Below are 18,912 nucleotides of genomic sequence, written 5' to 3' on the forward strand. Positions count from 1 at the left end.
CATCCCTCTCCAAATGCCCAATAAGCTCCCCCATCTTTCCGAAACCGACGAGAATTTCCTGCAGCGGCTACGGCCCTCGCGGCTCATCCTGCCGGTGGTCATTGGCCTGGGGGTTGTGGCGTTTCTGTTCTACCGGAGCTACAAGCCCGGCGAGCTGGCCCCCCTGCAGAATGCCGACTGGCGCTGGTTGCTGGTGGCCCTGCTGGTGCTGGTGGCCCGCGACCTGGGCTATATCTACCGCATCCGCCACATTGCCGAAGACGAGCTGACCTACCGCCAAGCCCTGGACGTCATCATGATATGGGAGTTTGCCTCCTGTGTGCTGCCCTCGGGGCAGGGCGGCACGGCGGCGGCCCCTTTTATTCTGGAAAAAGAAGGCATCCCGCTGGGAAAAGGCTTGGCCTACATCATGGTCACGGCCCTGCTCGACAACCTGTACTACGTGCTGATGGTGCCCCTGGTGGTGCTGGTGGCCGGCGCCGGCCTGTACCCGCACGAGGCGCTGCAAACCGGCTTTGTGGCCACGCTGCGGGTGGCGTTTGGGGTGAGCTACATTTTTGTGATGCTCTATGCGAGCCTCATGCTCTACGCCATTTTTGTGAATCCGCGTGCGGTGCGACGCTTGCTGGTGCGGCTGTTTTCGTTCCGGCTGCTGCGGCGCTGGCAGCGCAAGGCCTACCGCCACGGCCAGGAAATGGTGCGGGCCTCGGTGCAGCTGCGCGGCAATGGCGCCCGCTACTGGTGGCGGGCCGCAGCCAGCACGGCCTTTGTCTGGACGGCCCGCTACGCCATTATTGGCTGCCTCATCGCGGCTTTTGTGCCCATGGGCACGGGCACCTTCCTGTTCATTTTCGCCCGCAACATCACCTATAAGGTCATTCTCCTGCTGGCAATTACGCCCGGCGGGGCGGGCATTGCCGAGGGCGCGTTTCCCACCTTTTTCGGCAGCTTCATCGGCACCGCTACCATGACCAGCTTCATGGTGCTGCTGTATCGGGTCGTGACCTACTACCTGTACTTGGTGCTGGGCATGATTTTTTTGCCGCGCTGGGTGGCGCGGGTGTTCATCAAGCGCCCTGCCAAAACGGTCACGGTGTAGTAGCGTCGATGGCTGCGCTGCGCCACTGAAACATCTTCTTCGCAGAATAGCAGAATACTTGCCCGTGAAATGCCAAGCTGCCCAAGGTGCGCCCCGCCAAAATAGCTTGGTCCAGGCTCCGCCTCACACGCTAGCGCCCGTGGCTTGCAAGAGCCAGTCTGGCTACCCATCCTTTCCCGCATAAAGCGAATCAAGCTGCTTTTGGCAGCAAATTCGTTGCCCCAGCCGTGGACGGGCTCGCCTAATTGCTGCCAAGCACGACGCGTATTAGCCACGGGCCGGGCACCTGAGCCGGCCCGGAATAACCGAAGCTACAGGCCAGAGTAAAGGCTAGAAGAGCCTGGCAGCCCACAAACACACAACGGCAAACGAGGGCCAGCAACAACCACGACTTTCTGAAAGTGTGCCACTGAAGCTGCATATTTTGACCTGCACTGCACTGGCATGCAAAGCGTTGCCGCGAGAAAAAAATACATGGGCGGGAGCATTGTGGGCACGTGCATGTCATCGGCATAACTCCTACAAGCTAACAAGGGAACCGCCATCCACGGCAGAACCTCCAGAGTAGGCGGTGTCACCAAGGCCAGAAAAAAGATTGGAAATACACCTCGGCGAAAGCAACAAATAATTATTTTGATAGTATTACTATTGAATTCAATAGTAATATTAACATCATGCTTTTGCGCCCGCTCCAATTTCCTGTTTTGCAACTGCCTGTTTTGCTCCGCTGGCTGCTGGTACTGGCCGCGCTGTTGCTATTCGACACCCCAGGCTGGGGCCAGCAAAACCTGTTCAACATCCCGGCCGGCGACCTGACACCTAAGAGCAAGTTCTTCCTGCAAAAGCAAGTCAACGTTTTGTCGACGCAGGACCTGGAAAGCAAAACGCACGTGGTGTATGGACTGGGCCACGGCTGGGAAGCCGGCCTGAACGTGGTGAACGTGAAGCTAAACCTGCGCCGTGAGGCCGAACTGGTGGCCTCCAACCAGCACGACCGCCGCGCCCCCATGCAGCCCCTGGTGCAAGCCACGGCTCAAAAGTTTTTCTTTCTCAGCAACAATCTAAAAACCAGCGTGGGAACGCAGGTAGGCACAACTCCTGTGCGAGCGGTCGGCGCGTCCCGCCTCACGCACTTCACCTACAACACCTGGGTGCTGGAGCCGCGGCACCACCTCAAGTTCGTAGCGGGCCCCTACCTCTCTGACTGGGGCACCGTTGGGGCGGGCAGCCAGGCGGGCTTGCTATTGGGTCTTGAAGTGCCCCTGACCAAGGACCTGCTGATGATGGCCGATGCCGTAACGGGCACCAATGCCAGCGGGGTGTCGGTGCTGGGCATCAACTACTTGCTCACGCAGCGGGTGCAGCTGTGCTTGGGGGCCATGCTGCCGAACCCGCGCAGTGGCAATTCGGCGGGTATTGTGCTCGAGCTCAACCTGCTCGGGTACGATGACGACGAAAATCCGCCGCCTACGCTGTAAGCCCAGCTTCAAAAAGCAAGATTCTGAATCACAAATACTGAACATCCTTCCACAGCCAACATATGTCTCCCAATCTCAGCTCATTTCGCCCCAACAGTCATGAAAAAAATCACCTTTTTGCTACTCGCCGGTTGCCTGAGCTGCTTGGGCTCCGCCACTGCCCAGGACCTGGCGCCGGTCGTGAACCGCAGCTACCAGGTGAAGTACATGGTGCCCAACGACTGGCAGCCTACGCGCCACATCACCGACTCGCTGACCCTAACGCACTACCTAAGTCCCGACCGGACCATGCACCTGTGGGTGGGCCAGTTGCGCGGGACCCATAGTGGCTTGCCCCCGGCCCGCGCGCTGCAGCGGCTGCTGCGCCACCTCGGCGCCACGCATCACCGGGAGCACAACGCCATTGGCCACGGGCTCGACTACCTCGAAAGCACCGGCACGTGCTTCGTGCAAGGCCGCGAGCTGCGTTACGAAGCCCGCCTGGCCCAACACCACGGGCAAATGCTGGTGATGTACGTGTACGCAACGCCCGAAGAATTCAACATGCAAGCCCCGCTGCTCCACCAGCTGCTGGACAGCCTCACGCCCGTGCACCACCCGGTGCTGGGCCCGCGCCACTAGCTTGCCCCAGCAGCAGCCGTAGCTTTCACTCATCCTTCAACCAACCCCTTGCCACATGATACTCTTCAATCTGCTTACGCTCAACGGCCAGCACGCGCGGGAAGCCACCAACCTGTTGCTGCTTGAGCACCTGGCGACCGATGTGTTCGTGGACGATGCCATCGCCAACTACCGGTTGAACGCGGACGGCACGGTGGGAACCGAGCCCCTATACCGGGTAATTTTTTTGACCAAAGCCCTGCTTTGCCGCCACATTGAGGACCTGCTGAGCAAGGCTTTCCCAGACAATGATTTTCGCGTGTATACCACGGCGGTCCCTCACGTCAACGACGCCGAAGCCGAGCGCATTCGGGGGTTGCGCCTGGCGTAGCGGGACCAGGCGCGCACAAAAAAAGCCCTGCGCCAATCTGGCACAGAGCTTTTTTATGAAGTAAACTGAGTTGCTTACTGAGCTTCCAGCATAAGGGCTGCTCCCTCGGCCGACTTCAGCGTTAGCTTCTTGTCAGTCAGGGTTTCAACCGCAAACGTGTTGCTGGTAGCCGAGCCATCGGGGGTCATGGTGATGGTTTTACCGGCCTGGTCAAAGGTGTATTTTCCCGAGACGGCACCGGTGGCACCGGTCATGTTGTAGGTGCCGTTGGCAAAAATGCGCAACTCCTCTTGCTTTTGCGCCGAGGTTTGCTTCACTTTGTCGCCGGTAGTGTCAAGCTCTTTGGCAGTTTTCCATACCTTGCTGTCGGTACCGTACAGCATATTCACCCCTTCTACCTTGCCCTTGTCGTTGCCACAGGCAGCGGTGAACAGCGACAGGAGCATCAACAGGCTGGCGATATAACGAAGCGAAAAAAGCGAGTGAGGTTTCATGAGAACAAGCGAAATGGTGAAAGAATGAAGAACAAGCCGCGCAGTGGCGGGCTCGTCGGCTTACGGCTGGCAGGCAAAAGGGTTTAGAACGAAACCCGCCCCGAGCTTGCCCGTATATGTGCCCTGTCGGCTGGCCTTCAGGCAGCCTGACTTTTTTTATTTTTCATCTATTTGAAACTTTCCATGGGACTCTTTGATTTTCTCAGCGACAAAGGCGAGCAAAAGCCCGTAGAGCCCGCCGCGAACCCGGCTGCTGGCGGAACCGATTTTTTCGGCAACAACAGCAATCCGGCCGCTTCAGGTGATTCGTACACCGTAGTGAGCGGTGACTCGCTTTCAAAAATTGCTAAAAACCACTACGGCGATGCCGCCAAGTGGCCAAAGATATACGAGGCCAATAAGGCCGTCATCGGCAACAACCCTGACCTGATTGAGGTCGGCCAGGTGTTGACCCTACCTAGTCTCTAGGTACTTTTTTGCAGAAAAAAGGTGAGAAAAGCCACTCTGTTTCAGGGTGGCTTTTTTGTGTTTAAAAGGTTTGAGAAAGCTGGCCCAAAGCGGCTGGAGCCGGGAATTTCTAGGCAGCGTTTGCGAGCCGTGCGCCGGGCCCGGCAAAACTTTTTAACTATTTTTTCTTGGCGCGCACTTGCCCATAAAAAAATTTCTCGCGTACATTTGGCTCACCAACAACAAGGTACTCTCCCGCTCGCGGCGGGAAAGTTTAAGTTTTATACAGAAGCGGCGAGAGACTAGGCTCCCTGACCCGCTGGCAACCTTCGACCGCGCGAAAGGTGCCAATTCCTACCCACTCCGGCTCAGGCTGGGGCGGGGCATATGAATCGAGTGCCATGGAAAACTTCCCCGCTTCCGCTTTTTTAGTCCCGAACGCTCCGGCCGCTACTCGTGCCCTGGCTTCGGGTTTTGTCGTTGTGGCCCGTGCCGGCTGCGGCGTTGCACCGCGCCCGGCACGAATGCCAATGTGCTGTTGGTGCCCGTGTTGTTGCTAAGCTGATTTCGGCTTAGACAACCCCTCCCCTCCTTACTGGAAATTTTGGTGGCCTTTCGTGCCCGCTGCTGGCCTTTTTGGCGCAGGCAGCTGGCGCAAGCCGCACCTTCAGCACGGGCCTTTGGGGTTTCGCTCCGCTTACCAAACCGCCTTAGCTGGCCGTTTCGCGCTCATTTTCTAGCATTTTCTGGTTTTTCACCTTCAATCATACCCGCATTATGTCTGCTTCCCCCCTGCATTTCGAAACGCTGCAACTCCACGCCGGCCAGCAGCCCGACCCCACCACCGGCGCCCGCGCGGTGCCGCTGTTCCAAACCACGTCCTACGTGTTTAAGAGCGCCGAGCACGGCGCCAACCTATTTGCCCTGAAGGAGTTCGGCAACATCTACACCCGTCTGATGAACCCGACCACCGATGTGTTTGAGCAGCGCGTAGCAGCCCTGGAAGGCGGCGTGGCTGCGCTGGCCACAGGCTCGGGGCAGGCGGCTCAGTTCATTGCCCTCAACAACATCTTGCAGGCCGGCGACAACTTCGTGAGCTCGGCTTATCTCTATGGCGGCACCTACAACCAGTTCAAGGTGGCTTTCAAGCGCCTGGGCATTGAGGTGCGCTTTGCCGACGGCGACAACCCGGCCAGCTTTGAGGGCCTGATTGACGACAAAACCAAAGCCATTTACCTCGAGACCATCGGCAACCCCAGCTTTAGCGTGCCCGATTTTGAGGCCGTGGCGGCCATTGCCAACAAGCACGACTTGCCGCTGATTGTGGACAATACTTTTGGCGCAGGCGGCTACCTGTTTCGGCCCCTGGAGCACGGCGCGCACATTGTGGTGGAGTCGGCCACGAAGTGGATAGGCGGCCACGGCACCAGCGTGGGCGGCGTGATTGTGGACGGCGGCACCTACGACTTTGGCAACGGCAAGTTCCCGCAGTTCACCGAGCCCAGTGAGGGATACCATGGCCTGGTTTTCAACGATGTATTCGGCAAGGGCGGGCCGTTTGGCAACATCGCCTTCATCATTCGGGCGCGAGTGGAAGGCCTGCGCGACTTCGGCCCGGCCATCAGCCCGTTCAACTCCTGGCAGCTGCTCATCGGCCTCGAAACTCTCAGCCTACGCGTGGACCGCACCGTGGAAAACGCTCTCAAAATCGCGAATTGGCTGGAGCAGCACCCGCAGGTGGAAAGCGTGAACTACCCCGGCTTGGCCAGCAGCCCCTACAACTCCCTTGCCCAGAAATACCTGAAGCGCGGCTTCGGCGGCGTGCTCAGCTTCCGGGTGAAAGGCAGCAAGGAAACGGCTACCCAGTTTATCGACAACCTGAAGCTCATCAGCCACTTGGCCAACGTGGGTGATGCGAAGACGCTAATTATTCAGCCCTCGGCCACCACGCACCAGCAGCTGAGCGAAGAGGAGCAATTGGCGGCTGGCGTCACGCCCACTTCGCTGCGCCTGTCGCTGGGCATCGAGCATTTCGAGGACATCAAAGCCGATTTGCAGCAGGCTTTTGATGCCATTGGCAACACGGCGAGCCTGCCCGCTGCGGGTGTCGAAGTAGAAGAGCCGGAGCTGGAGCATGCCCAGCCATTGGAAGTTTAAGAGCATTTCTCGCTGAGGTTCGCAGAGGTTGACGCTGAGGTACGCAGAGCACAAGAGTCGTTTTCCTCAGCGTACCTCAGCGCTAACCTCTGCGAACCTCAGCGAGAATTAATTAAAACAGATTATGCCCGACCATATTTTTCACCTGCCCGACCTGCGCCTCGAAAATGGGGAAACCCTCGCGGGCGCCCACGTGGCCTACCGCACCTGGGGCCAGCTGAACGCCGAGCGCGACAACGTGGTCTGGGTGTGCCACGCCCTCACGGCCAACGCCGACGTGCTAAGCTGGTGGCCGGGCCTGGTGGGGCCGGGCTGCTATTACGACCCGGCCGATTGGTTCATTGTGTGCGCCAACGTGCTGGGCTCCTGCTACGGCAGCACCAGCCCGCTAGACCCCGACCCGGCCACGGGCCTACCGCGCTTCCAGCATTTCCCCCGCCTGACCATTCGGGACTTGGTGGCGGCCCACGAAGCCCTGCGCCAGGACCTGGGCCTGACCGACATTCACACGCTGATTGGGGGGTCGTTGGGCGGGCAGCAGGCCCTGGAGTGGGCCGTGCAGCGCCCCGATTTGTTTGACCACCTGGTGGTAATTGCGACCAATGCTCGGCATTCGGCCTGGGGCATTGCCTTCAACGAAGCCCAGCGCCTGGCCATCGAAGCCGACCCGACATACGCCGCGGGCCAGCCGGGCGGGGGCGACGACGGTCTGCGGGCCGCCCGGGCCATTGCCCTGCTTAGCTACCGCAGCTACTCGGCCTACGGCGAAACCCAAACCGACCCCGACGACGAACTGCTGCGCGAACACCGCGCCAGCACCTACCAGCGCTACCAGGGCAACAAGCTGGTGACCCGCTTCGACGCCTACAGCTACGTGGCCCTGAGCCGCAGCATGGACACCCATAACCTGGGCCGCAACCGGGGCGGGGTGCCGGCCGCGCTGCGCCGCATTGGGGCCCGTACGCTGGTGCTGGGCATTACTTCCGACGTGTTGTTTCCGCTCAGTGAGCAGCGGGAATTGGCCAATCACATACCGGGTGCGATGTACGCCGAACTGGATTCGCGCTACGGGCACGACGGCTTTCTGTTGGAAACGGCGGCCATCACCCACTTCCTGGAGCTGTTCTACGCGCCCACTTTCGCACACTAAGCGCTTACCCGAGCAAACTTGATACACGGCCCGGAAGAGCGCCGTGAACCGGCTGTTGGCGAAACCACGCAAGCTGCTGTCACTTATCTAACACTTATGGAGGCTACTAAACCGCCGGTTCGCATCGGCCTGATTGGCTTCGGCTGCGTGGGGCAAGGCTTCTACGACATTGTGCAGCGCCAGCCCGGCCTGGGCTTGGCCGTGACGCGCATTGCCGTAAAAAATGCCGACAAACCCCGGATACTGCCTTCTGAACGCTTCAGCTTCCGGGCCGATGAGCTGCTCGATGACCCGGAGCTTGACTTGTTGGTTGAGGTGATTGACGACCCAATCGAGGCGTTTCGGCTGGTGAGTACGGCGCTCCGGTTGGGTCGGCGAGTGGTGACGGCCAACAAAGCAATGGTGGCCCGGCACCTGCCCGAGCTGGTGCAATTGCAGCAACACTTCGGCGGGGCTCTGCTCTACGAAGCCGCTGTGTGCGGCAGCATACCCATCATTCGCACGCTGGACAGCTACTTCGGTCACGAACCCCTGCAGGCTGTGAGCGGCATATTCAACGGCTCGTCTAACTACGTACTGACGCGCATGAGCGAGGAAGGCTCTGACTACAACGAGGCCCTGGCCGAAGCCCAGGCCCGGGGCTTTGCCGAAACCGACCCCTCGCTGGACATGGGCGCTTTTGATGCCCGCTCCAAAGCCGTGATTTTGGCCGCCCACGCCTTTGGGGTTTTTCTGAACCCCGACGAGGTATTGAACCTGGGTATTGAAGGCATAGGCGCGGCTGACGTGGCTTACGCCGCCAGGCTGGGCCAGAAGATTAAGCTGGTGGCGGGGCTGTACCAATTGCCCAGCGGCCGCCTCACGGTGTTGGTCACGCCGCAGCTGGTAGGTTCTGCGTCACCCTTGTTTGAGGTGGGGCACGAGTTCAACGGCGTGCTCATTGACGCAGCGTTTGCGGGGCCACAGTTTCTGCGGGGCCGCGGGGCGGGAGGCCACCCCACGGGCTCGGCGGTGCTGGCCGATGTGCTGGCCTTACAGCGCGGCTTTCGCTATGGGTACGCCAAGCGCCAGCCGGGCACCGAGTTGCAGCTCACGAAAGGACTGGAAGGCGATTTCTATCTGCGCCATGCTGACGAAGCGGTGCTTCGGACTACGCTGCAGCAGCTGGAAATACCCGTTAAAGCACTGCGCTCAGATGAACACAGCCTCTACGCCACTGGCGCTGTGCAGCTGGAGCTGCTCCACCAGTTGCGCGACTGGCTGCGCACGACCGGTGTATTTGTGGCTCGTGTGGGCGAGGTGAGCGCAACCCAACCGGCGAGAGAAACCGCGGCGGTCCGAGCGCAGGAGTAGCAAGGGTGGGCGGGTGGGACTGCTCCTACCCTATCGAAATTCGATGCGGATGGGAAGCTGCCCGGGGAACCTTAGCGAGTAAATCCCGGCCCTTAACGCTCCGCGCAGCACCTCCACGTCGCGGGCTTGGGGGTTGATGGTGCGTACCACGCGGCCGGTGACGTCGAGCAGTTGGGCTTCGACGGGTAAGGCCCACGCCTGGGGCAGCACAAGACGGATGGCATCATCGGCCGGGATGGGATAAGCCTGGGCGGCCGGCCCGGCCTGCGCGGCGCTTGGCGTGGCCGATGTTATCACCGTGCCCGGCTGAGCTAGGGCGGGCCGCAGAAAGTCGCGCATGACGCGAAAAGTGGTGTCGGCGTAGGCGGCATTATTTTCGAAGGGAACGTGGCCAGCCCCTCGCAAGGTAAGTAATGTGTTGCGGATGCCCAAAGCGGTAGCCCGGGGGTGCAAGCGGCCGCTGCCGTACACGTACTTGGGTGGCAGGGCGCCGCCTACTCTTCCCTGCAAGTAGGGCACGGTGGCATCCAATGTGCCGTGCACGCTGCACAGGGGCACATTGCCGGGCTCGATGATGTTCGGGCTTTCGGTGGCGCCGCTCAGGTTGAGCACAGCCAGCACGGCGCTGGAGTAGCCAGGGTTGCCGCTGGCACCTTCAATGCCGCCCAAGCCGGCTAGGCCCACATACCCTGGCACTTCCGAGGGTTTGTCGAGGTAGCCAACTGCCAGAGCCGCAAAGCCCCCGGCCGACGACCCGCCTACCGTAATGAAATCGGGATGCACGCGGTAGGTGTTAGTAGTGGCGGCGTCGCGGCGGAAGAAGCGCACGGCGGCCCGCATGTCCTGCATGCCCCGAATGGCCGATTTAGCAATGTTCACGGAATCAAAAGCGGTGAGGATGGTCACAACATCCAGCAAGCGGTAGTCGATGCTGGCCGTGACGTAGCCGAGCCGCGCAAATTGGGTGCACACGTTCACCATGTAGGCGTCGGTGCGGCTGCCAATGACAAAGCCGCCCTGGTGCGCGAAGATGATGACCGGGCGCCGCCGCACGGTGTCGCCGGTGGGCTGGTAGATGTCCATCCGCAGCGTCTGGGTGATGCCCGCTGAGTTGACCGCCGAGCCATAAGTGACGCCCGACGTCACGGTCACGTTCGGGAAGATGGGCTGGTAGTAACGGGCCCGCGTGGTATCAATCTGGGCGGTGGCGGCCTGCAAACCGGCTAACAAGAGGGCCAACGCAAACAGGAGAGTTGTTTTCATAGCAATGCAAGCAAGGGACAGACGACATTCTCAATAAGGCAAACGCGCCCGATTGGAGCATTGTTTTGTCGGGCTTGCAAAGAAAATGGCTGAGGCGTTGGACGCCTCAGCCATTTTCTTTCAGCAGCAGCTCAGGCTATTGCACCACCACCCGGCGCACTACGGGGCTACCTCCTACAACAATGTGCAGCTGGTAAACGCCCGGGGCCAAGCCACGCACGCTCACCTCGCCCTGGATGGACTGGCCCGTGGCCGCCAGCTGCTGGCGCTGCACCGTTTGGCCCAGAGCATTGGTGAGGTGTACCGACACGACGCCCTGGCTGCCAGCAGGCCGCGGCAGCAGCACCGTGAAGCTGGTGGAGGCCGGGTTGGGATATACTTGCAGCTGCGCAGCCAAGGCCTGGGCCGAACTGGTAGCCGTCAGGTTGGCGGGGTTTAGCTCCAGCGCAAAGCGGCCGTTGGCGGTTAGGCCCGCCAGGGTGAAGCGGTATTCGACACCCGCGGCCAGTGGGGTGCGGGTGCCGGTCAGGGCATCGGTTAAGGTGAGGGCAATGCCGGGCGCAAAGTTGACGAACTGCTCCGCCGTGAGAACGTAGTCGCCGGCCTGGGGCGCGGTGAGGCTCAGGGGAACCACGGTGGAGGTGATAGGGAGCGGCAGGCCGTTGATAGACAGCGCTTGACCGCCGGCCAGAGAAGCCAGGTTCAGGCCGCTGGGGTTGGGCATTTTGTAAGCGTCGAACTGCGCATCGGGGCCGGCATTGGCGCCAGCTTCGAGGTAGAGGTAGGTTTCGTCGGTTTGGGTGGGAGCGGCGGCGCTGGCCAGGGTCAGGCGCAGGCGGGGGCGGGCATCGGCCGTGCCGCGCTGCACCGTGGCGGTGTTGGCAGCGCCGAATTCACTGATGCGGGCGCTGAGCGGGAAGGTGAGGGTAGCGGGGGCCGTGGCCAGGGAACGCACGAAAAATCCTTGTCCCAGCGGAATGGTGGCCCTGACCCCGCCAATGCCATTAACATAGGCGCGGTACTGCCCACCGTACTGACTGGTGCTCACGAAGATGTACATGGCGCTGCCCACACCCGCGGGAATGGGCACATTGTCCCAGTTTAGGGCCGAGGGGAACGGGTTGCCCAGCAGGTGCCAGCCCGCCGTGGGCGTAGCGGCGCCATCCAGGGTCACGGCAATGGGTTCGTTGTTGCGGCTCAGCGAGCCGGTGAACGCCAGCGTCTGGCCCGCCGTCAGGTTGATGGCGTAGCCCTGGCCACGGGCCGAGGTAACCACCGGCAGCGCGGGGCTGAGCGTGGGCACGTACCAGCCTTTGTCGAACTCGGTGTAGCTCGTGGCGGGGGAAGTGGTGGCGCGTCGCTGGTCGTACCCGTACACGTTCGGGAAAGGCGTCACCAAATCGGGCCGGGGGCTGGTGTTGTAGGCCAGGTTGAGTACCGGGGTGAAGGCGGGCGCGGCTAGGTTGGCCAAGGTGGCGTCGTCGAATGGCAGGGTGAGGTGCCGGTAGCCCAGGCCCGGGTTCACGGCGGGGTCCAGGTAGCGCTGCAGGGCGAAGGCACTGCTTACACTGCCTGCGCCGGGGGCCACCAGGGCCGTACCGGCCGGGCCCGAAAGCAAGGTCACGGCTTGGCCGCTGTTGTTCAGAGTGCCGCTGGTGGGCATCAGCTTTTCACTGATGCGCAGGGCGTTGGTCAGGGTTACGGCGCTGGCGGTGGGCACGGCCACTTCCAATTCGCGCACTTGCGTGGGCAGGCCGGAACCGGTTACCTGGCTGGCGGTGCCTTCGTAGGCATAGCCGGCAGCCGAGCTAAAGGTGCGGGTGCCCGTGTTGCGGATGTCGCCGGTGGCGCCGCTGGCCGCGATGCCATCGGTGCTGCAAATGCGCAGCGTGGCGCCGGCCTGCAGTTCAAAGTTGCCGGGGCCGTCGACCACAAAGCAGTTGGTTTTCAGCGAGCTCGGGGTTTGACCCGGCAGGCTGCGGATGGTCAGGCTGCCATACACGGTGATGTTGCCGGTGAGCACGGCCTGGCTGCTGTTGATGGTAATGTCCTGGTAGTTGCCGCCATCTATGTTGGTTGGGGTATTAATGACCAAGCTGGGATATACGGTAGCAGTGACGGGCACCAGCAACGGGCGCAAAAAGGCCCGAATGTCGCGGAAAGTCGTGTCGGCGTAAGCTGCTGAGTTGGCGCTGCCGGTACCGGCGCTTTGAACCGGGTACTGCGGAAGGTGGGGCGCCTTGCTGAAGCGGCGCAACACGTTGGGCACGCCCACAGCGGTAGCTCGCGGATTGAGCAGGCCGCTGCCGAACACGTACTTGGGCGGGAGGCTCGCCCCTACCCGGCCTTTAAAGTAAGGCACCACGACATCGGCGGTGCCGTGGGCGCTGTAGAGTGGCGCGTTGCCGGCCTCGATGAGGCTAGGCGGGTCCAGTGCGCCGCTCAAATTGAGCACGGCCAGCACGGCGCTGGAGAAACCAGGGTTGCCACTGGCACCTTCGATGCCGCCCAGGGCCACGATGTTCACGTCGCTAGGCACTTCGCTGGCCCGGTCCAGGTAGCCCACTTCCAGCGCCATAAATGCCCCGGCCGAGGCGCCGCCCACCACAATGCGGCTGGGGCTGGCGCGGTAGGTGTTGGCATTAGCGGCATCGCGGCGGAAGAAGCGCACGGCGGCCCGCATGTCCTGCATGCCCCGAATGGCGGCCACCGACACGTTGGTGGTGTCGAGGGGAAAAAACAACAAGCGGTAGTCGATGCTAGCCGTGACATAGCCCAACCGGGCAAACCGCGTGCACACGTCCACCATGTACTGCTCAGATTTTGACCCCGTGACAAAGCCGCCCTGGTGCGCGAAGATGATGACCGGGCGCTCCGGAGCCACGTCGCCCGTCGGTTGGTACACATCCATCAGCAGTTGTTGATTACCGCCTAAAACGTTGACAGCGGAGCCGTAGACCACGTTCGGAGTTACCGTTACGTTCGGAAAGATGGGCTGGAAGTATCGGCCGCCGGTAGTGTCGATGGGGGTTTGAGCCGCAACGGTCACGGTGGCGCCTAGTATCAGAAGCCAGATTAACAGTAGAGTAGATTTCATAGAAACAGAAAAAGGGTAAAAAATGAGGCTGTTGGGCCAAATGCCTTGTACTTAAAGTACAAAGTTGTACCTATGGTATAAACTAAGAGGAAATGGTGAGGCAACTCAACCCCTCTTGAGCCGAGTGGTTCAGGGCAGAGCCGAGGCCCAGGGTTGCCCCAATTGTACCCCAAACTTAACCGCCAGTCGTGGTATCGGCGCTGGCCAAGTGGCAGCCGGGCAAGTCCTGCTTTATTTGCGGCTGCATTTTCTGTTCTTCTATGCCGGTTCTTTTTCCTCCCGCTTTGCAGCGTGGCCAGCGCGTGGCCATCGTTAGTCCTGCCCGCAAAATCAGCGCTGCCGAATTGGCGCCTGCCATCGAAACGCTCGAAAGCTGGGGCCTGGAAGTGGTACTGGGCGAAAGCATAGCCGGCGACCACCACCAGTTTGCCGGCCCCGATGACCTGCGCCGCCGCGACTTTCAGCAGCAGCTTGACGACTCTAGCATCCGGGCTATTCTGTGCGCCCGGGGCGGCTACGGCACGGCCCGCCTGATAGATGGCCTCGATTTTTCGCGCTTTGCCCAGCAGCCCAAGTGGGTGGCCGGCTTCTCCGACATCACCGTGCTCAACAGCCACTTGCTCCGGCTCGATTGCGCCAGTATTCACGGCGTGATGCCGGTGCTGTTTCATCAGGAAGGCGGCGAACTGGCTCTTAAGAGCTTGCGCCGGGCTTTGTTTGGCGAAGCAGCGCTTCCACTGCAAGTTCCACCTCATCCGCTCAACCGCCCTGGCACGGCCACCGGCCAGCTGGTGGGCGGCAACCTAAGCTTGCTGCACACCATTACGGGCACGGCCTCGCAGGCCAGTTTTGCGGGCCGCATTCTGTTTCTGGAAGACCTCGACGAATACCTCTACCACATCGACCGCATGATGCTGCACCTGCACCGCAGCGGGCAGCTGGCGGGCCTGGCCGGGCTGGTGGTTGGCCACTTTTCGCAAATGCGCGACAACACCGTGCCCTTCGGCAGCGCGGCCGAGGAAATTATTGATTCTTACGCCCAGCTCTACGGGTTCCCGGTTGGCTACAGCTTTCCCGTGGGGCATGAGGCCGACAACATGGCTCTGGTAGTAGGCAGCGAGGCGCAGTTGGTTGTCGACGCGGCTGGGGCGCGGCTAACGGCGCGGTAGTGCGCTACTGCGTCGGCCAAGCTAGTCCACGTACAGCGTCTGCAGCACCGTCTGGCCCACGGCCTTGAGGGTGTTGCGGTCGATAATACTCATGTTGTCGCTGGTGGCGTGGTGGTAGGCGGGAAAGTAGTCGCTGGAAGAGTTGTAATGGTAAATGTCGACGGTGGGAATGCCGGCCTGGTTGGTGTAGACGTGGTCGTCGGTGATGCCACCGGTGTCGACGTACAAAAAGTAGTTGGAGTAGCCGAGGCGGTTGGCCACGTTCCAGATTTTGTCGAGCGCAAAGCGGGCGCTGTTGCGCGAGGTTTCCTCACGGGTAAACTTGCCGCCTTTGGCCCCTACCATGTCGAGTAGCACGCCGTACTCGGCCTTGTAGTTTTTAGGCAACAGGTTTTTGGCCCAATACTGCGAGCCCAGGCACCAGGAATCGGTGCCGCTGCCTTCGAGCTGGTTTTTTAGGTCGGCCTGCGTGGCGGTGTCGTGGCCCCAGTCTTCGGCGTCGAAGAGGATGAAATCGACGCCTACGTTAGGCGAAAGGCTGTCGGGCTGGTGGCTGAGCACGCGGGCCATTTCCAGGGCCACGGCCACGGCGCTGGCGCCGTCGGAGGCGCCGTCCATGGGGGCGTTTTTCTTCTCCTTGTCGTTGTCAGCGAAGGGGCGGGTGTCCCAGTGGCCAAAAATGGCCACGCGGCGGGCGGCCTGCGGCTGGTACTGCACAATAATGTTGCGCGCCTTAATGTAGGTGCCATCGAAGGTCATGGCCTCAAACGGCTGTTCCATCACCTTCAAGCCGTAGCCTTTGAACTTGGCCACCAGCCAGTTACCAGTTGCCACGTGCGCCTTGGAGTTGGGCACACGCGGCCCGAAGGCCACTTGCTTGGCCGTGAAAGCATAGGCCGAGTCGGCGTTGAAGACCGGGGCTTTGGGCAGCGGAGCTTCGGCGGCGGGGGCAGCGGTGTCGGCGGTTTCGGTAGCCTTTTTGTCGGGGCAGCCAGTGAGAAACAGCAGGCCGGCCAGCGCGGCAAGGGGAAGGCGGAAGGATGGAAGGCGCATGGGTTGTCTGTCATCCTGAGCGCAGCGAAGGACCTTATCGCGCCAGGTGTCTTATGATTAGTAGCTCAACCGGCGCCAGCGTGATAAGATGCTTCGCTGCGCTCAGCATGACAGAATTATTCCTCGCTGTAGGCCCACTCCACCCCGGCCTTGGTGTCTTTGATGACGATGCCCTGGCCTTTGAGTGCGGCGCGAATCAAATCTACTTTGTCGTAGGCTTTTTCGGCTTTGGCTTCGGCGTAGAAGCTCAGCGTGAGCTCGAGCAGCTGCTCGGCGTTGGCGCGAGGCTCGTCTACGAGGCCGAGGATGGTGGTAACCACCGTGCGGTACGTGTCCACGGCCTCGGTCAGGGCCGCGGCCGATACTTCGGCCAGGGCCGCCGGCGTGGTGGCCAGGGTGTTGAATTTGCGGAGCAAGTTAAACAGGCTGGCGATGCTGCGAGCGGTATTCAGGTCGTCGTTGAGGCCGGTGAAGATGTCGGCGGTGAGCTTGCGCAGGTCGGCATCGCCAGATAGCTCGGCGCCATCGGCGGTGGGCACCAGCTTCTCAAGCAGGCGCAGGCCGTTCATCAGCTTGCGGTAGCCTTTGCGCGCAGCCTGCAGGGCGTCGTCGCTCACGTCAACCGGGCTGCGGTAGTGGGCTTGCAGCAGGAAGAAACGCACCACCATGGGCGAGTAGCCCGACGCCAGCGGGCCGGTGGGGCCCTTGAACATGTCGCCGAGCAGCACGAAGTTGCCGAGGCTCTTGCTCATCTTGGTGCCGTTGACGGTAATCATGTTGTTGTGCACCCAGAAGCGGGCTTCGTCGGTGTGCGAGTGGCTGCCCTGGCTCTGCGCAATCTCGCACTCGTGGTGCGGGAACATTAGGTCGAGCCCGCCGCCGTGGATGTCGGACAGGTTGCCGAGGTACTTGCGGCTCATGGCCGAGCACTCGAGGTGCCAGCCGGGGAAGCCTTCGCCCCAGGGCGAGGGCCAGCGCATGATGTGCTCGGGCGAGGCGTTTTTCCAGAGCGCAAAGTCCAGGGGGCTGCGCTTTTCGCTCTGGCCTTCGAGGTTGGCGCGGGTGCCGGCCAGCTGGTCCTCAATGCTGCGGTTCGAGAGCTTGCCGTAGCGCTGGTTTTCGTTGTACTTGGGCACGTCGAAATACACCGAGCCGTTCACCTCGTAGGCCAGGCCGTTGGCCATGATTTCTTCCACCACCTGAATCTGCTCGATGATATGGCCGCTGGCCTGGGGCTCGATGTCGGGCGGCAAGCAGCCTAGCGCCAGCATGTGCTGGCGGTAGCGGTTCACGAAGTGCTGGGCCACTTGCATGGGCTCGATACGAGCGGCGCGGGCGGCCTTTTCCATCTTGTCCTCGCCGGTGTCGGCGTCGCTTTCGAGGTGGCCCACGTCGGTCACGTTGCGCACGTAGCGCACCTGGTAGTTGAGGTGGCGCAGATAGCGGGTGAGCACGTCGAATACCACGGGACCGCGGGCGTTGCCCAGGTGGGCCTCGCTGTACACGGTGGGCCCGCACAGGTACACGCCCACCTGGGGCGGGTGCACGGGCTGGAATTCTTCTTTTTTGCGGGTAAGCGTGTTATAAAGCGAGAGCGACATAGTGCAAAGGTAGCGGGCAGTAGAACGATAACTCCCCTCCTTACCAAGGAGGGGATGTTCGAGCCAAAGGCTCGGACGGGGGTGGTTGGGGCGTTGAACGGTGGGCGAACAACACGCGACCGTCGAACCCTGGGAAATAATACGTGACAAGTAGGCATCAGGCATCGTTCGGGTGTCGTTCATTCCTCGTTCAACGAATGCAACCACCCCAGCTGACGCTTCGCGTCAGCATCCCCTCCTTGGTAAGGAGGGGAGTTACGTTCTATTTGCGCAGCTGGTACAACGCTTCGATGGGAAAATGGTCGCTCCATTGAATCTCGCGGTGCACGCGGCAGTCCAACACGTCCCATTTCGGCCCGGCAAACTGCTGGTCGATGCGCAGGCCGGGCAGTTTACCGTTGTAGGTGGCGCCTGGGCCAGTGCCAGCAGTGGCCCAGGCGTTTTGCATGCGGTCGGCCAGTTGGTCGTAGACGTAGGAATAGGGCAGGTCGTTGAGGTCGCCGGCCAGCAAAACGGGGTAGGGCGAGCGGGCCGCGTGCCCGAGCACCGTATCGATTTGCGCGCCGCGGGCCACGGCGCCGTTGCGGAAGCGGCGGAGCAGGTTGGGGGCTTTTTGGCGCAGGCCGGCGCGGCTGGTGGTGGCGGTCACGATGTCGGCCTCCTCCATGCTCATGCTTTGCAGGTGCATGTTGTAGACCCGGATGGTGTCGGGGCGGCTGCGGCTGGTGCGGTTAGCGGGGCGAGCCAGGTCGGCCCACATGGCGTGGTTCTGGGTAAGGCGACCGAAGGGAATGGTGCCGCGGCGCACAATCTTAAACCGCGAAAAGATGGCTAGGCCAAACTCGGCCCCGATGCCGTTGGTGAGCGTGACCGATATAAAGGAGTGGCGGCCAGTTTCGCGGCCGATTTTGTCGTCGGTTTGAAACAGGTTTTTGTCGTCGCGCGAGCCGCGGGGCTCGTTGTAGTATTCCTGCAGGCAGAGCACATCGGCCGGGCTGTCGGCTAGCCAGCGAATAAACTCTTTGGACGACGTGTTATCCGAGTCGCGCAGCTGCGAATACACGTTGAAAATCCGCACGTTAGACGACAGCAACGAAACTTTATCTGCTTCCGGCTTGAAGAAAGTGGAATGCAGCGTTTTGCCTCCCGGCAGCTCCCGTTCCTTTTCGATGGTTGCGGCCTTGGCACGAAACAGGTTCAAGGCCAGGCCGCGCTGCACTTGGGGCCAGGTAAGGGCCAGGACCACAATTGGCAGGATGGCTACCCGCCAGTTGCGCCGTAGCCAGTACAGCGCCAGCAGCGCCGTGAGCAGCAGGGCCCCCGGCGTGGTTAGTGCCCCGAATACTACCGGCCAAAACGCCCCCGCCGGCACCTGCTGGCAGGCAATGGCCAGCAGCAGCCACGCCAGGGTGAGCAAGGTGATTTTAAAAGCAAATGAGCGGCGCACGGCACGAGTTAGAAGGGCCGCAAAGGTAGCGGCGGCCGGCAAAGCCGATTGGCCATCCAGAGTTATTTATCTTTAGACCTTTAGCTGCCATCTGATTTTTACGCTAATGAGTC

General features: G+C 61.4%; 15 protein-coding genes and 1 riboswitch. Of the genes, 9 read left to right on the top strand and 6 right to left on the bottom strand.

The features are described 5' to 3' along the window. Positions 1-13 precede the first annotated feature (13 nt). The 4 genes from BMZ66_RS07665 (at position 14) to BMZ66_RS07680 (ending at position 3,568) form a co-directional block, all read left to right on the top strand. On the top strand, positions 14-1,099 hold the full coding sequence (locus BMZ66_RS07665) for a lysylphosphatidylglycerol synthase transmembrane domain-containing protein (RefSeq protein WP_092672875.1): 1,086 nt from the start codon (positions 14-16) through the stop codon (positions 1,097-1,099). Between the two features lie 704 nt (positions 1,100-1,803). Continuing rightward, positions 1,804-2,577 carry a hypothetical protein gene (locus BMZ66_RS07670; RefSeq protein WP_143080103.1) on the top strand — a complete coding sequence of 258 codons (774 nt, stop codon included), beginning with the start codon at positions 1,804-1,806 and terminating at the stop codon, positions 2,575-2,577. A 99-nt stretch (positions 2,578-2,676) separates the two neighbouring features. Beyond that, positions 2,677-3,198: a hypothetical protein gene (locus BMZ66_RS07675; RefSeq protein ID WP_092670771.1), complete on the top strand. Its 522-nt coding sequence runs from the start codon at positions 2,677-2,679 to the stop codon at positions 3,196-3,198. A gap of 55 nt (positions 3,199-3,253) precedes the next feature. Beyond that, entirely contained in the window at positions 3,254-3,568 is a 315-nt protein-coding gene (locus BMZ66_RS07680) for a hypothetical protein (RefSeq protein ID WP_092670772.1), read from the top strand. A 74-nt stretch (positions 3,569-3,642) separates the two neighbouring features. On the opposite strand, the gene BMZ66_RS07685 is transcribed toward BMZ66_RS07680, so the two are convergent. Continuing rightward, complete coding sequence (locus tag BMZ66_RS07685; RefSeq protein WP_143080104.1) at positions 3,643-4,062, bottom strand: copper resistance protein NlpE; 420 nt, start codon at positions 4,060-4,062, stop codon at positions 3,643-3,645. Between the two features lie 183 nt (positions 4,063-4,245). On the opposite strand from BMZ66_RS07685, the gene BMZ66_RS07690 reads away from it, so the two are divergent. The 4 genes from BMZ66_RS07690 to BMZ66_RS07705 all read left to right on the top strand — a co-directional run bounded on the left by BMZ66_RS07690 (position 4,246) and on the right by BMZ66_RS07705 (position 9,169). Next, a complete protein-coding gene (locus BMZ66_RS07690; RefSeq protein ID WP_092670776.1) occupies positions 4,246-4,530 on the top strand; it encodes a LysM peptidoglycan-binding domain-containing protein in 285 nt (94 codons plus the stop codon). 257 nt (positions 4,531-4,787) lie between these two features. After that, positions 4,788-4,903: riboswitch (SAM riboswitch) on the top strand. Positions 4,904-5,286: 383 nt separating this feature from the next. Next, entirely contained in the window at positions 5,287-6,666 is a 1,380-nt protein-coding gene (locus BMZ66_RS07695; protein ID WP_092670778.1) for an O-acetylhomoserine aminocarboxypropyltransferase/cysteine synthase family protein, read from the top strand. Between the two features lie 124 nt (positions 6,667-6,790). Next, a complete protein-coding gene (locus tag BMZ66_RS07700; protein ID WP_092670780.1) occupies positions 6,791-7,816 on the top strand; it encodes a homoserine O-acetyltransferase family protein in 1,026 nt (341 codons plus the stop codon). Between the two features lie 96 nt (positions 7,817-7,912). Then, positions 7,913-9,169 carry a homoserine dehydrogenase gene (locus BMZ66_RS07705; RefSeq protein ID WP_092670782.1) on the top strand — a complete coding sequence of 419 codons (1,257 nt, stop codon included), beginning with the start codon at positions 7,913-7,915 and terminating at the stop codon, positions 9,167-9,169. Between the two features lie 30 nt (positions 9,170-9,199). On the opposite strand, the gene BMZ66_RS07710 is transcribed toward BMZ66_RS07705, so the two are convergent. Together BMZ66_RS07710 and BMZ66_RS07715 are read right to left on the bottom strand one after the other, a co-directional pair. Next, positions 9,200-10,432, bottom strand: coding sequence for an alpha/beta hydrolase (locus BMZ66_RS07710; protein ID WP_092670784.1), 1,233 nt, complete (start codon positions 10,430-10,432; stop codon positions 9,200-9,202). Between the two features lie 136 nt (positions 10,433-10,568). Further along, positions 10,569-13,529 (bottom strand): DUF8693 domain-containing protein, encoded by a 2,961-nt coding sequence (locus tag BMZ66_RS07715; RefSeq protein WP_092670786.1) that lies wholly within the window; start codon positions 13,527-13,529, stop codon positions 10,569-10,571. Between the two features lie 260 nt (positions 13,530-13,789). Here BMZ66_RS07715 and BMZ66_RS07720 point away from each other — a divergent pair, with 260 nt between their 5' ends. Further along, positions 13,790-14,698, top strand: a complete 909-nt coding sequence (locus BMZ66_RS07720; RefSeq protein WP_092670788.1) for a S66 peptidase family protein — start codon at positions 13,790-13,792, stop codon at positions 14,696-14,698. 21 nt (positions 14,699-14,719) lie between these two features. On the opposite strand, the gene BMZ66_RS07725 is transcribed toward BMZ66_RS07720, so the two are convergent. From BMZ66_RS07725 to BMZ66_RS07735, 3 genes are all read right to left on the bottom strand, one after another. Beyond that, positions 14,720-15,751, bottom strand: a complete 1,032-nt coding sequence (locus tag BMZ66_RS07725) for a M28 family peptidase (RefSeq protein WP_092670790.1) — start codon at positions 15,749-15,751, stop codon at positions 14,720-14,722. A 116-nt stretch (positions 15,752-15,867) separates the two neighbouring features. After that, entirely contained in the window at positions 15,868-17,352 is a 1,485-nt protein-coding gene (cysS, locus tag BMZ66_RS07730; protein ID WP_092670792.1) for a cysteine--tRNA ligase, read from the bottom strand. Between the two features lie 262 nt (positions 17,353-17,614). Beyond that, positions 17,615-18,799, bottom strand: coding sequence for an endonuclease/exonuclease/phosphatase family protein (locus BMZ66_RS07735; protein WP_177204642.1), 1,185 nt, complete (start codon positions 18,797-18,799; stop codon positions 17,615-17,617). Positions 18,800-18,912: the final 113 nt, after the last annotated feature.

It is taken from the genome of Hymenobacter arizonensis (assembly GCF_900115775.1).
GTDB lineage: Bacteria > Bacteroidota > Bacteroidia > Cytophagales > Hymenobacteraceae > Hymenobacter > Hymenobacter arizonensis.